Here is a 14806-nt window from a genome sequence, read left to right as displayed (position 1 = left end):
TCCGGGAGGGCCGGGCCTTCGGCGTGCGACCTACTGGCCCGCGTACTTCTCGCTCACCGCGCGGTAGATGCCCTCGGCCTCCTTGCCGAGCCGGGGCCCGGCCAGCCAGCCCGCGGTGACCGGGCCGATCGAGGTGTTCGAGACCAGGGCGGGCTTGCCGTCCTGCCCGGCCGCGACCCAGCCGCCGCCGGAGGAACCGCCGGTCATCGTGCAGCCGACGCGGTACATCGTGGGCTGGTCCTGGAAGACGGAGAGCCGACCCGGCTTGTCCTCGCACTGGAGCAGCTTCTGACCGTCGAACGGCGGCGCGGCCGGGTAACCCGTGGCCGTCATGGCGTCGATCTCCGGCACGGCGGGAGCGTCGAACTCGACGGGCAGCGCCGAACCGACCGTCTCCTCCAGCGACTTGCCGCCCGCGCCCTTCTCCGGCGTCACATGCAGCACCGCGAAGTCGTACGGGGCGCCCTGGCCGCCGACGGCCGCGCCCTCGGCGATCCACTGCTCGGAGGTCTGGGCCCACTGGCCCCACCACACACCGTAAGGAGCGATCTTCTCCTTGGGCGCGGTCTCCAGCTCGGCCAGCGACAGGCCGTCGTTGTTGTACGCCGGGACGAAGGCGATGTTGCGGTACCAACCGCCCTTCTTGCCCGCGTGCACACAGTGCCCGGCGGTCCACACCATGTTGGACTTGCCGGGGTTCGCCGGGTCCTTCACCACGGTCGCGGAACAGACCATCGAGCCCTGCGGGCCGTCGAAGAGCAGCTTCCCGGACTCGGGGGCGTTGTCGTGGTACGGCGTCGCGACCCCGGCGGCCTGGACCGGGGCCGGCGTCGGGTCCGTCACGCCGTCGTCGCCCGAGATGTCGTTGTCGACCGGGTTCTCCGGGGGCTTGTCGGCCTCCCGCATCCGGTCCGGGTCCCACAGGCCGTCGATGATCGGGTTGACGAAGTCCTTGGCCTCACGCAGCCACTTGTCCTTGTCCCAGTTCTTCCACTCCCCGTCCCGCCACTTGTCGGGGTCGATCCCGTGCTCCTTGAGACGGTTCTTGAGGTCGTCCGGGATGACGACCTTGCCGTCGGACGACTGGTCGGCCGAGGCACTGGGCGTGCCGCCCGCGTTGTCCTCCTCCGGACCGCACGCCGTGGCGGTGAGCGCCAGTACGGCGGCGACGGCGGTCGCGGCGAGCGCGGTGGAGGGCATGCGCCGTGCGCGCCTCCCGCGCCGTGCGGTATCGGTCGGGCGAATGGGTCGCATCTCGTGATCCCCCTGGGACTTCGTCACTCGGTACTCGTGCTGCATTGCGGACACTTCGGGCGCCGGGGCAGGTGCTTCCGCGCCGTTGTGCGGCCCCCACTATGCCGGTGCCGATGGTGACGGTGCGCGGCAGGTCCGCGGTTCCGTCGCCGCGAGGATGCTCCGATTCACCCGTGATCCATCGCGGACTGCGTCGTTGGTACGTACGGGGGACACCAGGACAGCGTTCACGCCCTCGGTGCGTCCACGCGAGAACGTACCGACGCGCAACGCAACTGTTACCGCAGGAGGACCAAGAGCCGTGTCCGTGACCGAACCCGCGCCGGTGGCGCCGCCCTCCGCACACGAGGGCATCCTCCGTCGCCAGACCCTGCGCGAATCGGCGGCGCGCACCTACGCGCGGTCCCTGCCGATCGTCCCGGTGCGCGCCCGCGGGCTCACCATCGAGGGCGCGGACGGACGCCGCTACCTCGACTGTCTGTCGGGCGCCGGCACACTGGCCCTCGGGCACAACCACCCCGTCGTGCTCGAAGCCATCCGGAAGGTCATCGACTCCGGCGCGCCCCTGCACGTGCTGGACCTCGCCACCCCGGTCAAGGACGCCTTCACCACCGAGCTGTTCTCCACCCTGCCGCGGGAGTTCGCCGACAACGCCCGCATCCAGTTCTGCGGCCCCGCCGGTACGGACGCCGTCGAGGCCGCGTTCAAACTGGTCCGCGCCGCGACCGGACGCACCGGCCTGCTGACCTTCACCGGTGCCTACCACGGCATGACCGCCGGGGCCCTGGAGGCCTCCGGCGGCGCCACCGACGTACGGGTCACCCGGCTCCCCTTCCCGCAGGACTATCGCTGCCCGTTCGGGACCGGCGGCGAGCGCGGCGCTGCGCTCGCCGCCCGCTGGACCGAACACCTGCTGGACGACCGCAAGGGCGGGGTGCGGGCCCCCGCGGGAATGATCGTGGAACCGGTCCAGGGCGAGGGCGGCGTCAATCCCGCCCCCGACTCCTGGCTGCGGCGCATGCGCGGGATCACCGAGGACCGCTCCATCCCCCTCATCGCCGACGAGGTGCAGACCGGGGTCGGCAGGACCGGCGCCTTCTGGGCCGTCGAGCACAGCGGCGTCATGCCCGACGTCATGGTCCTCTCCAAGGCGATCGGCGGCTCCCTGCCCCTCGCAGTGATCGTCTACCGCGCTGAACTGGATCTTTGGCAGCCGGGTGCCCACGCGGGTACGTTTCGTGGCAACCAGCTCGCCATGGCGGCGGGCGCGGCCACGCTCGCGTACGTCAGGGAGAACCAACTGGCGGACCGCGCTGCGGTCCTGGGGGCCTGGATGCTCGCCCGTCTGAGGGAGCTGCGGGTACATCACCCGGGAATCGGTGACGTACGGGGGCGTGGACTGATGATCGGCATGGAGCTGGTGGATCCCGAGCGCGCGCCCCTGCCCGCCGAGGCAGGCGACGACCACCCAGCGCCGCCGCCGGATCCGGCTCTCGCCCTCGCCGTCCAGCAGGAATGTCTGCGGCGCGGCCTCATCGTCGAACTGGGCGGCCGCCACGACGCCGTGGTCCGCCTCCTGCCGCCCCTCACCCTCACCGACGAGCAGGCCAGTGCCGTCGTCGACCGTCTCGCCGACGCGCTGGCAGCCGCGACACGCTCCCCGCACCGTCGGACCACCGCCGGGCCGACCACCTGAACCCGGAATCCCCACAAGGAAGAACGTCGTGAACCCCACCCCCGCGTCCGAGGCCGACGGCCACGGCACCCCCCAGCACCGAGGGCAGGACGGACCGGCCGCCCCCGGCACGGTCGAGGCGACGACCGTGCCCCGCCAGAAATCCCCCCGCGATCCCGACCCCGCCGCGTACCCGCCCGGTCCGGCCCTCCGCGCCCGGGCGGGCCGGGGCCCGAGCCCCGACGCCCTCGACGACCCGGACCCGCTGCGGGCCGCCGACGCGGCGGGCACGGAGAGCCTCCTGCGGTGCTGGACCCGGGAGAGCGACCTGCCCCGCCCCGACGGCGACACCCTGCGCATCGCCTTCCCCGCCAGCGGTACCGCCCTGCTCGTCCCCGTGCACTACTGGTCGGCCACCGGGGCCCACCGCTTCGGCGCACCCGTCCTGGAGAACGCCCCCGCCGGTGCTCCGCACGCCGACGCCGCCACCGTCGCCGTCCTCATCGGCCGTGAGGGCGGCGAGAGCGGCGCGGGCGATCTGGTCGCCCGGGTCGCCGACTCCGTACGCCACACCGCCGGCTTCATCGACCAGCGGCGGCGCAACCCGGCGGACCCCGCCGAGGCCGACCTCTTCCTCACCGCCGAACAGTCCCTGCTGCTCGGCCACCCCCTCCACCCCACGCCCAAGAGCCGCGAGGGCCTCTCCGAGTCGGAGTCCCGTCGCTATTCGCCCGAGCTCCACGGGTCCTTCCCGCTCCACTGGTTCGCCGTCGACCGGGCGCTGATCGCCACCGACTCCGCCTGGACCGAGGGCGGCCCGGCCACCGCCGAGGAGTTGCTCGCCCCGCACGCCGAAGGGCTGAGCCTGCCCCCCGGCACCGTCGCCGTCCCCGTGCACCCCTGGCAGGCCGCCGATCTGCTCCACCGCCCCCAGGTCCGCGCCCTCGCCGACACCGGCCTGCTCCACGACCTGGGCCCCCACGGCGAGCACTGGCACCCCACCTCCTCCATCCGCACCGTGCACCGCCCCGGCGCACGGGTGATGCTCAAGCTCTCCCTCGGCGTACGCATCACCAACTCACGCCGGGAGAACCTCCGCAAGGAGCTGCACCGGGGCGTCGAGGTCCACCGACTCCTGTCGACCGGACTCGCCGAGCGCTGGCAGCGGGAGCACCCCGGCTTCGACGTCGTCCGGGACCCCGCCTGGCTCGCCGTCGACGACCCCGAGGGGGCATCCGTCCTGGGGCTCGACGTCATGCTCCGCCACAATCCCTTCGGGCCGGGCGACGACGCCGCCTGCATCGCGGGACTCACCGCGCAGCGCCCCCGGCCCGGCCGGCCCGGCATGCGCTCCCGGCTCGCCGAGGTCGTCTCCGGCCTGGCCGCCCGCACCGGTCGCGGCGCCGACGCCGTCTCGACCGAATGGTTCCGCCGCTATCTGCACCACGTCGTGCGCCCCGTCCTCTGGCTCGACGCCCACGGCGGAGTCGCCCTCGAAGCCCACCAGCAGAACACCCTCGTCCTCCTCGACCCGGACGGCTGGCCCGTCGGCGGCCGTTACCGGGACAACCAGGGCTACTACTTCCGCGACTCCCGCCGGGACGAGCTGGAACAGCGGCTCCCCGGCATCGGCGCCGTCAGCGACACGTTCGTCTCCGACCCGGTCACCGACGAACGGTTCGCCTACTACCTCGGCATCAACAACGTCCTCGGCCTGATCGGGGCGTTCGGCGCCCAGCGCCTGGGCGACGAACAGGAACTCCTCACCGTCCTGCGCCGATTCCTCACCGAGACCGCGGAACTGGGCTCGCCCCTGCCCGCGTATCTCCTGGAGAACCGCGAGCTGCGCTGCAAGGCCAACCTGCTGACCCGGCTCCACGGCCTCGACGAGCTGGTCGGGCCGGTCGACACCCAGTCCGTGTACGTCACCATCGCCAACCCCCTGCACAGCTGAGCACCAACCGCCCCGGGCGGACTCCGACCGCACCCGCTCCGGAGACGCCCACCGACCGCACCCGGTCCAGAGAGGAGAGCGCCACCGTGCCTCCCGCCGAACCCTCAGCGGAATCCGCCGCCGCACCGGCCGACCACGGCTCCGTCGAACGGTCCGGCACCAAGCGGTCCGGCAGCCGCGCGGACGGCAGCGCCGGCGTCGAGGACACCCTCGACCTGGAGCTCACCGAGGAGCTCCTCGCCCTGATCGCCGAGGAACGAAGCGCCGGGGCGGCGGGGGCCCGGGTCGCCCACGAGCTGCTGGGCGACCCGGGGGCCTGGCAGCCCGCGACCACGGCGGCGGGAGAGTTCGCCCTCGTCCCCGTCCGGCCGGAGCGTGATCTCGCCGTCGTCAGCCGCTGGATGAACGATCCTGCCGTGGCGGCGTTCTGGGAGCTCGCCGGACCCGAGTCCATCACCGCCGACCACCTCAGGACCCAGCTCGAAGGGGACGGACGCAGCATCCCGTGCCTGGGAGTGCTCGACTCCACGCCCATGAGCTACTGGGAGATCTACCGCGCCGACCTCGACCCCCTGGCCCGCCACTACCCCGCCCGCCCCCACGACACCGGCGTCCACCTCCTCATCGGGGGCGTGAACAACCGCGGCCGGGGCGTGGGCACCGCCTTGATCCGCGCCGTCGCCGACCTCGTCCTGGACAACCTTCCGCGGTGCGGTCGGGTCGTCGCCGAGCCGGACCTGCGCAACACCCCCTCCGTATCCGCGTTCCTCAGTGCCGGTTTCCGCTTCTCCGCCGAAGTGGATCTCCCCGACAAACGCGCCGCGCTGATGATCCGCGACCGAACACACCGAGCCCAGCTGTGACTTACTCGCCGCACTTTCCACACCGCTCGAACCTCAGAGGTTCCATCCGGAGGAGTCCCCGTGCCGATATATCCCGCGAGCCGTGAATCAGCCGAGTCCCCGCAGCTGTTCAGCCCTCCGGAGCTGAACCGACAGATCTGGGACCGGGCCGCCGCACGGCTCCTCGCCAAGATGCTCGGCGAGTTCGCCTACGAGAAGATCATCGAGCCCGTCCCGCAGCCCGGAACCGTCGGACGCCACCGGCTGACCCTCGACGACGGGGGAGCGCTCGCCTTCACGGCCCGGCGCGGCGTGTACGGCAGCTGGCGCGTCGACCCCGACTCGATCGAGGTCACAGCGGGGCCGCCGGCCGCCCACGCCAACGGCTCACCCGCCGCCGCGAGCGCCGAGGCGCGGCCCAACGGCCCGGCCAACGGCCCGGCGACCGGCTCCCGGCCGTTCCGCGACCCGCTGACGTTCCTCACCCGGGCCCGGGCCCTCCTCGGGCTCGACGGCACAACGCTGGGCCACCTCATCCGCGAGCTGACCCGGACCCTGTCCGCCGACGCCCGGCTCGACCACACCGCGCTCACCGCCGAGCAGCTCGCCGCGCTCGACTACGCGGAGCTGGAGGGCCATCAGACCGGCCACCCCTGGCTGGTGGCGAGCAAGGGGCGGCTCGGCTTCTCCGCCGCCGACGCCGCCCGCTTCACCCCCGAGACCCGCAGCCCGCTCCGGCTGCCGTGGATCGCGGTCAGCACCCGCATCGCGCAGTACCGGGGCGTGGGCCGTGTCGGCACCCCCGAGCAGCTGTACGCCGGCGAGCTCGACGGGGACGTCCGGGACGCCTTCGCCGAGGTGCTGCGGGCCCGGGGGCACGACCCGCGGGACTACCTCTACCTCCCCGTACACCCCTGGCAGTGGGACGAGTGGATCGTGCCGCTCTTCGCCCCGGCCATCGCCGACGGCGACATCGTGGCCCTGCACACCGACGGGGACGCCCGCCTCCCGCAGCAGTCCATCCGCACGTTCGCGAACGTGGAACGGCCCGAGCGGCACACCGTGAAACTCCCGCTCTCCATCCTCAACACCCTGGTCTGGCGCGGCCTGCCGACCGAGCGGACCCTCGCCGCCCCCGCGGTCACCGCCTGGGTCCAGGGGCTGTGCGAGGACGACCCCTTCCTGCGCGACACCTGCCGGGTCGTCCTCCTCGGCGAGGTCGCCTCCGTCGCCGTGGAGCACCCGTTGTACGACCACCTCCCCGGAGCGCCTTACCAGTACAAGGAGATCCTCGGCGCGATCTGGCGGGAGCCCCTGCCGCCCCGCCTCGCGCCGGGCGAACGCGCCCGCACGCTGGCCTCCCTCCTCCATACGGATCCGGCGGGCCGCGCCTTCACCGCGGAGCTGGTGGAGCGCTCCGGCCTCTCCCCGGACGCCTGGCTGAAGCGGCTCTTCGCCGCGCTCCTGCCGCCCCTGCTGCACTTCCTCTACCGCTACGGAACCGTCTTCTCCCCGCACGGCGAGAACGCCATCGTCGTGTTCGACGAGGAGGACGTGCCCGTACGGCTCGCCATCAAGGACTTCGTCGACGACGTCAACGTCAGCGCCCACCCGCTGCCCGAGCACGCCGGCATGCCCGACGAGGTGCGCGCGGTCCTCCTCACCGAGGAGCCGTCCTTCCTCACCCAATTCATCCACTCCGGCCTCTTCGTGGGCGTCTTCCGCTATCTGTCCCCCCTGTGCGAGGAGCAGCTCGGCGTCTCCGAGGACGCGTTCTGGTCACTCGTCCGGGCGGAGATAGTCCGCCACCACGCCCGCTTCCCGGAGCTGAAGGAGCGGTTCCAGCTGTTCGACATGCTCACCCCCGAGATCGAGCGCCTCTGCCTGAACCGCAACCGCCTGCTCGTCGACGGCTACCGGGACCGCGCCAGCCGGCCGCACGCGGCGATCCACGGCACGGTCCCCAACCCGTTGCACCCCTCCGCCCGCGTCCGGGAGTGATCGCCGCTGTCAGTGGTGCGTCGTAGGGTGGTCGGGCTATGACGAAGCCATCCCTCCCCGAGCTCCTGCACGCCGCCGTCACCGCCGTCGGCGGTACGGAAAGGCCCGGCCAGGTCACCATGGCCGAGGCCGTCGCCGAGGCCGTCGACGACCAATCCCACCTGCTCGTCCAGGCCGGCACCGGTACGGGCAAGTCGCTCGGCTATCTGGTGCCGGCCCTGGCGCACGGGGAGCGGGTCGTCGTGGCCACGGCCACCCTCGCCCTCCAGCGGCAGCTGGTGGAGCGGGACCTGCCGCGTACGGTCGAGTCCCTGCACCCGCTGCTGCGCCGCCGCCCGCAGTTCGCCATGCTCAAGGGCCGGTCGAACTACCTCTGCCTGCACCGGCTCCACGAAGGGGTTCCGCAGGACGAGGAGGAGGGCCTGTTCGACCAGTTCGAGGCGGCGGCCCCGTCCAGCAAGCTCGGCCAGGACCTGCTGCGGCTGCGGGACTGGTCGGACGAGACGGAGACGGGCGACCGGGACGATCTGACCCCCGGCGTCTCGGACCGGGCCTGGGCGCAGATCTCGGTCTCCTCACGCGAGTGCCTGGGCGCGACGAAGTGCGCGTACGGCGCGGAGTGCTTCGCGGAGGCGGCCCGCGAGCGCGCGAAGCTCGCGGACGTGGTCGTCACCAACCACGCGCTGCTCGCGATCGACGCCATCGAGGGGGCGCCGGTGCTGCCGTCGCACGAGGTGCTCATCGTCGACGAGGCCCATGAGCTGGTCTCCCGGGTCACCGGCGTCGCCACCGGCGAGCTCACCCCCGCCCAGGTCAACCGCGCGGTCCGCCGGGCGGCGAAGCTGGTCAACGAGAAGGCCGCCGACGCCCTCCAGACCGCCGCCGAGGGCTTCGAACGGGTCATGGAGCTGGCGCTCCCGGGGCGCCTGGAGGAGGTGCCCGAGGACCTCGCGTACGCGCTGATGGCGCTGCGCGACGCGGCACGCACGGTGATCTCCGCCATCGGCGCCACCCGGGACAAGTCGGTCGAGGACGAGAACGCCGTCCGCAAGCAGGCCCTGGCCTCGGTCGAGTCGATCCACGCCGTCGCCGAGCGCATCACCCAGGGCTCCGAGTACGACGTCGTCTGGTACGAACAGCACGACCGGTTCGGACCCTCCGTCCGGGTCGCCCCGCTCTCCGTCTCCGGGCTGCTGCGCGAGAAGCTCTTCGCCGAGCGGTCCGTGGTGCTGACCTCGGCCACCCTCAAGCTCGGCGGAGACTTCAACGGGGTGGGCGCGTCCCTCGGGCTGGCCCCCGAGGGCACGGCGGGCGAGGACGTCCCCCAGTGGAAGGGGCTGGACGTCGGCTCCCCGTTCGACTACCCGAAGCAGGGCATCCTCTACGTCGCCCGGCATCTGAACACCCCGGGGCGCGAGGGGTCGCGTACGGACATGCTGGACGAGCTCGCCGAGCTGGTGGAGGCGGCCGGCGGCCGCACGCTGGGGCTGTTCTCCTCCATGCGGGGAGCCAAGGCGGCGGCCGAGGAGCTGCGGGGGCGGATGGACAGGCCGATCCTGCTCCAGGGCGAGGAGACCCTCGGTGAGCTGATCAAGAACTTCGCCGCCGACCCGGAGACCTGCCTCTTCGGCACCCTGTCGCTCTGGCAGGGCGTGGACGTCCCCGGAGCCAGCTGTCAGCTGGTGGTCATGGACCGGATTCCGTTCCCCCGGCCCGACGATCCGCTGATGAGCGCACGGCAGAAGGCGGTCGAGGAGGCGGGCGGCAACGGCTTCATGGCGGTGGCGGCTACGCACGCCGCGCTGCTGATGGCCCAGGGCGCGGGCCGACTGGTCCGGGCCACGGGCGACAAGGGTGTCGTCGCCGTGCTGGACCCGAGGCTCGCGAACGCACGGTACGGAAGCTATCTGCGTGCCTCGCTGCCGGACTTCTGGTACACCACCGACCGGAACCAGGCGCGCCGCTCACTGGCCGCCATCGACGCACAGGCCAAGGCGGCCGGGGCGTGATCCGCCGGTGACTCGCCCGGCCTCCCGACTCCGGGCGGCCGGGCAAGGCAGAGCCCCGGGACCGACGTCGTGCTCGACGTCCTAGGCAGTGACCCCGGGGCGGGCAGCTGTGACCGACGCGTTTCTCAGACCCGGCGCAGCACCGCGACCACCTTGCCGAGGATGGTCGCCTCATCGCCGGGGATCGGCTGGTACGCGGCGTTGTGAGGGAGCAGCCATACGTGACCGTCCTCCCGGCGGAAGCGCTTGACCGTCGCCTCGCCGTCGAGCATGGCGGCGACGATGTCCCCGTTCTCCGCGACGGGCTGGCGGCGGACGGTGACCCAGTCGCCGTCACAGATCGCGGCCTCGATCATCGAGTCGCCGACGACCTTCAGGACGAAGAGCTCACCGTCGCCGACGAGCTGGCGGGGGAGCGGGAAGACATCCTCGACGGACTCCTCCGCGAGGATCGGTCCACCGGCGGCGATCCGGCCCACCAGCGGTACGTAGGACGCGGCGGGCTTGCCCGTCGTGTCGGTCGCCTGGGTGCTGGGCTGGTCCGATCCGCGCACCTCGTAGGCGCGGGGCCGGTGCGGGTCCCGGCGGAGGAAGCCCTTGCGCTCCAGCGCCATCAGCTGATGGGCGACGGACGATGTGCTGGACAGGCCCACCGCCTGACCGATCTCCCGCATGGAGGGCGGGTATCCCCGCCGTTGCACCGAGTCGCGGATGACCTCGATGACCCGTCGTTGCCGGTCCGTGAGCCCCGAGCTGTCCGCCCGGATGCCGGGGGGCCTGCCGGGCATGGAACGTCCCGGGCGCGCGGGATCGGCCCCGTCCGTGTTCGTGACTGAGTCATTCATGGCATGCACCGGCTCAAGTCGGCTCTGGGAGCGGTGGTCCCGGGCGGTGATGGTGGCACTGTCTGCGGTGGTGGTCACGTCGGCCCCTCTCGAATGTTCTCCCTAGCTGGACAACGGTAGTAGCTTTCGAAAGGTTGCGCCAAACACACGTTCGAGTGAAAAACGAATAAAGGGGTGCCGCGCTGCTATCGACAGGTGTATGAGCAACAGGATAGGGGTCGCGAGAACGCTTCGCGGAGGCCCGTCGCGGCGCCGGGCCAAGTCTTTCACCCGAGCCCGCGCGTCGGAGCCCCGGCGGCTCGGCGGCCCCGCGTCTCCCGTACCCTCTTCTCTGGCCCACGCTCCCCCCGGGCGGCCTCCGACCGAGGTCCGGTGCGCGACACGCGATGGGGCCGAAAACGCGACTCAACCCTAGATCTAGTGGTTGGATTGCTCCGGTCGCCCAGAAGTTGTGGTCGCGGTTCAATCGCACCGTGGTCATCGCCTATGCTGGGGACTGCTTCCAAGGGCCCGGACAAGGCCCAGAAGAGGCTATTCAGTCGTGCGTGTGAGGGAGGGTTGGGAGCCATGCACTGCCCCTTCTGCAGGCACCCCGACAGCAGGGTCGTCGACAGTCGCACCACCGACGACGGGACGTCGATCCGCCGCCGCCGGCAGTGCCCCGACTGTTCCCGCCGTTTCACCACGGTGGAGACCTGCTCGCTGATGGTGGTCAAGCGCAGCGGCGTGACCGAGCCCTTCAGTCGCACCAAGGTCATCTCCGGCGTCCGCAAGGCATGCCAGGGGCGACCCGTCACGGAGGACGCCCTCGCCAAGCTCGGCCAGCGGGTCGAGGAGGCGGTGCGTGCCACCGGCAGCGCCGAGCTGACCACCCACGACGTGGGGCTGGCCATCCTCGGCCCGCTGCAGGAACTCGACCTCGTCGCGTACCTGCGCTTCGCGTCCGTCTACCGGGCGTTCGATTCCCTGGAAGACTTCGAGGCCGCCATCGTGGAACTGCGTACGCAGCGGCCTTCCGCAGAGGACCGCGGAAGCGGAGAGACCCTTGAGGTCCCCGCGCCCGCCATTGCCGCCGACTGAGCGGTACCCGCCCGGGACGCCCGTGCCCGCAGTCGCCATGACTGCGGACCGGCGGCAGGGCGACATGAGATGTGCTTCCGGCTGCCGAGTGCGGCTTCCGGAGCATCGGACACACATTGTGCCTGGGAAGATCTGGGCACTTCAGGGCGTTTTCGCCCACATATGGGAGGCGGCATGACAGAGACGGCGAGCGGCCCGGCACGAGGTTCCCGTACCAAGGGCGCCAAGGCGAGCAAGGGTCTGCGTATCGAGCGCATCCACACCAACCCCGGCGTGCACCCGTACGACGAGGTGGCGTGGGAGCGCCGTGACGTCGTCATGACCAATTGGCGCGACGGCTCGATCAACTTCGAGCAGCGTGGCGTCGAGTTCCCCGACTTCTGGTCGGTGAACGCGGTCAACATCGTCACCAGCAAGTACTTCCGCGGAGCTGTCGGCACGCCGCAGCGCGAGACCGGTCTCAAGCAGCTGATCGACCGGATCGTGAAGACGTACCGGAAGGCCGGCGAGGAGAACAGCTACTTCGCCTCTCCCGCGGACGCGGAGATCTTCGAGCACGAGCTGGCGTACGCCCTCCTGCACCAGGTCTTCAGCTTCAACTCCCCGGTCTGGTTCAACGTCGGCACGCCCCAGCCGCAGCAGGTCTCCGCCTGCTTCATCCTGGCCGTCGACGACTCCATGGAGTCGATCCTCGACTGGTACAAGGAAGAGGGCATGATCTTCAAGGGCGGCTCCGGCGCCGGCCTGAACCTCTCCCGTATCCGCTCCTCAAAGGAGCTCCTCTCCTCCGGCGGCAACGCCTCCGGTCCGGTCTCGTTCATGCGTGGCGCCGACGCGTCCGCCGGAACGATCAAGTCGGGCGGCGCCACCCGCCGTGCGGCCAAGATGGTCATCCTCGACGTCGACCACCCCGACATCGAGGACTTCATCGAGACCAAGGTCAAGGAGGAGGAGAAGATCCGCGCGCTGCGCGACGCGGGCTTCGACATGGACCTGGGCGGCGACGACATCACGTCCGTCCAGTACCAGAACGCCAACAACTCGGTCCGGGTGAACGACGAGTTCATGAAGGCCGTCGAGGCGGGCGGCAAGTTCGGGCTGCGTGCCCGGATGACCGGCGACGTCATCGAAGAGGTCGAGGCCAAGTCCCTCTTCCGCAAGATGGCCGAGGCCGCCTGGGCGTGCGCCGACCCGGGCATCCAGTACGACGACACCATCAACGCCTGGCACACCTGCCCGGAGTCCGGCCGGATCAACGGCTCGAACCCGTGCAGCGAGTACATGCACCTGGACAACACCTCGTGCAACCTCGCCTCGCTGAACCTGATGAAGTTCCTCAAGGACGACGGCCTGGGTCACCAGTCCTTCGAGTCCGAGCGCTTCGCCAAGGTCGTCGAACTGGTCATCACCGCGATGGACATCTCGATCTGTTTCGCGGACTTCCCCACGCAGAAGATCGGCGAGAACACCCGCGCCTACCGTCAGCTGGGCATCGGCTACGCCAACCTCGGCGCCCTGCTGATGGCGACCGGTCACGCGTACGACAGCGACGGCGGCCGTGCGCTGGCCGGCGCCATCACCTCGCTGATGACCGGCACCTCCTACCGCCGCTCCGCCGAACTGGCAGCGGTCGTCGGCCCGTACGACGGCTACGCCCGTAACGCCGAGCCGCACCAGCGCGTCATGAAGCAGCACTCCGACGCCAACGCCAAGGCCATCCACGTCGACGACCTCGACTCGCCGGTCTGGGCCGCCGCGACGGAGGCCTGGCAGGACGTCATCCGGCTCGGAGCGAAGAACGGCTTCCGCAACGCGCAGGCCTCGGTCATCGCGCCCACCGGCACCATCGGTCTCGCGATGTCCTGCGACACCACCGGTCTGGAGCCCGACCTCGCCCTGGTCAAGTTCAAGAAGCTGGTCGGCGGCGGCTCGATGCAGATCGTCAACGGCACGGTGCCGCAGGCACTGCGCCGCCTCGGCTACCAGCCCGAGCAGATCGAGGCGATCGTCGCCCACATCGCCGACCACGGCAACGTGGTCGACGCCCCCGGCCTGAAGACCGAGCACTACAGCGTCTTCGACTGTGCGATGGGCGAGCGCTCCATCTCCGCGATGGGCCACGTCCGGATGATGGCGGCCATCCAGCCGTGGATCTCCGGCGCGCTCTCCAAGACGGTGAACCTCCCCGAGACGGCCACCGTCGAGGACGTCGAAGAGGTCTACTTCGAGGCGTGGAAGATGGGCGTCAAGGCGCTCGCGATCTACCGCGACAACTGCAAGGTCGGCCAGCCCCTCTCCGCCAAGACCAAGGACAAGGAGAAGGAAGCGGTCACCGCGAAGGCCGAGGAGACCATCCGCACGGCGGTCGAGAAGGTCGTCGAGTACCGCCCGGTCCGCAAGCGCCTCCCGAAGGGCCGTCCCGGCATCACCACCTCCTTCACGGTGGGCGGCGCCGAGGGCTACATGACCGCCAACTCCTACCCGGACGACGGTCTCGGCGAGGTCTTCCTGAAGATGTCCAAGCAGGGTTCGACCCTCGCGGGCATGATGGACGCCTTCTCCATCGCCGTCTCGGTCGGTCTGCAGTACGGCGTCCCGCTGGAGACGTACGTCTCGAAGTTCACCAACATGCGCTTCGAGCCGGCCGGTATGACGGACGACCCGGACGTGCGGATGGCGCAGTCGATCGTCGACTACATCTTCCGTCGCCTGGCGCTCGACTTCCTGCCCTTCGAGACCCGCTCGGCCCTCGGTATCCACTCCGCCGATGAGCGCCAGCGCCACCTGGACACCGGCAGTTACGAGCCGTCGTTCGAGGCGGACGGGCTGGACGCGGACAGCCTGGCCCCGTCGGCCCCGGTCCGCGCCGAGCCTCTGAAGGTGGTGGCGGCTCCCGAGGAGTCCGCCGTGAAGCCCGCTCCGAAGACGGCGCACACCTCGGCCGAACTGGTCGAGATGCAGCTCGGCATCAGCGCCGACGCCCCGCTCTGCTTCTCCTGCGGTACGAAGATGCAGCGCGCCGGCTCCTGCTACATCTGCGAGGGCTGCGGCTCGACGAGCGGCTGCAGCTGACCGGAGACGGGACCGCGCCGACGCGCGGCTGACCCGCTGTTCACGAAGGGGACCGGCCATCGGCCGGTCCCCTT

The 14806-nt window shown here is 71.1% G+C and carries 9 protein-coding genes; 7 read left to right on the top strand and 2 right to left on the bottom strand.

The genetic code is table 11. The annotated features are described in order from the left end of the window. Window positions 1-30: 30 nt before the first annotated feature. On the bottom strand, window positions 31-1200 hold the full coding sequence (locus AB0F29_RS35920) for a hypothetical protein (protein ID WP_361881461.1): 1170 nt from the start codon (window positions 1198-1200) through the stop codon (window positions 31-33). Between the two features lie 355 nt (window positions 1201-1555). Here AB0F29_RS35920 and AB0F29_RS35915 point away from each other — a divergent pair, with 355 nt between their 5' ends. From AB0F29_RS35915 to AB0F29_RS35895, 5 genes are all read left to right on the top strand, one after another. After that, entirely contained in the window at window positions 1556-2950 is a 1395-nt protein-coding gene (locus AB0F29_RS35915; protein ID WP_361881458.1) for a diaminobutyrate--2-oxoglutarate transaminase family protein, read from the top strand. Window positions 2951-2978: 28 nt separating this feature from the next. Continuing rightward, window positions 2979-4883 carry an IucA/IucC family protein gene (locus AB0F29_RS35910; RefSeq protein WP_361881455.1) on the top strand — a complete coding sequence of 635 codons (1905 nt, stop codon included), beginning with the start codon at window positions 2979-2981 and terminating at the stop codon, window positions 4881-4883. Window positions 4884-4969: 86 nt separating this feature from the next. Further along, window positions 4970-5746: a GNAT family N-acetyltransferase gene (locus AB0F29_RS35905; RefSeq protein ID WP_361881453.1), complete on the top strand. Its 777-nt coding sequence runs from the start codon at window positions 4970-4972 to the stop codon at window positions 5744-5746. A gap of 60 nt (window positions 5747-5806) precedes the next feature. Next, entirely contained in the window at window positions 5807-7726 is a 1920-nt protein-coding gene (locus AB0F29_RS35900; RefSeq protein WP_361881450.1) for an IucA/IucC family siderophore biosynthesis protein, read from the top strand. A 38-nt stretch (window positions 7727-7764) separates the two neighbouring features. After that, entirely contained in the window at window positions 7765-9735 is a 1971-nt protein-coding gene (locus AB0F29_RS35895; RefSeq protein ID WP_361881448.1) for an ATP-dependent DNA helicase, read from the top strand. A 125-nt stretch (window positions 9736-9860) separates the two neighbouring features. Here the strand turns inward: AB0F29_RS35895 and lexA are convergent, their stop codons facing one another. Continuing rightward, window positions 9861-10658 carry a transcriptional repressor LexA gene (gene lexA, locus AB0F29_RS35890; RefSeq protein WP_361881445.1) on the bottom strand — a complete coding sequence of 266 codons (798 nt, stop codon included), beginning with the start codon at window positions 10656-10658 and terminating at the stop codon, window positions 9861-9863. Window positions 10659-11147: 489 nt separating this feature from the next. Between lexA and nrdR the strand changes: the two genes are divergently transcribed. Both nrdR and AB0F29_RS35880 read left to right on the top strand, forming a co-directional pair. Beyond that, a complete protein-coding gene (gene nrdR / locus AB0F29_RS35885) occupies window positions 11148-11660 on the top strand; it encodes a transcriptional regulator NrdR (protein WP_018962021.1) in 513 nt (170 codons plus the stop codon). A 174-nt stretch (window positions 11661-11834) separates the two neighbouring features. Next, window positions 11835-14732, top strand: a complete 2898-nt coding sequence (locus AB0F29_RS35880) for a vitamin B12-dependent ribonucleotide reductase (protein ID WP_361881442.1) — start codon at window positions 11835-11837, stop codon at window positions 14730-14732. Window positions 14733-14806: the final 74 nt, after the last annotated feature.

This window comes from Streptomyces sp. NPDC026589 (assembly GCF_040638385.1).
GTDB lineage: Bacteria > Actinomycetota > Actinomycetes > Streptomycetales > Streptomycetaceae > Streptomyces.
This window is presented reverse-complemented; position numbering and strand designations above follow the sequence as displayed.

Coding starts and splice junctions, on each gene's coding strand:
- AB0F29_RS35920 (WP_361881461.1), bottom strand. CDS start 1,200: ATGCCCTCCACCGCGCTCGCCGCGACCGCCGTCGCCGCCGTACTGGCG.
- AB0F29_RS35895 (WP_361881448.1), top strand. CDS start 7,765: ATGACGAAGCCATCCCTCCCCGAGCTCCTGCACGCCGCCGTCACCGCC.
- AB0F29_RS35880 (WP_361881442.1), top strand. CDS start 11,835: ATGACAGAGACGGCGAGCGGCCCGGCACGAGGTTCCCGTACCAAGGGC.
- nrdR (WP_018962021.1), top strand. CDS start 11,148: ATGCACTGCCCCTTCTGCAGGCACCCCGACAGCAGGGTCGTCGACAGT.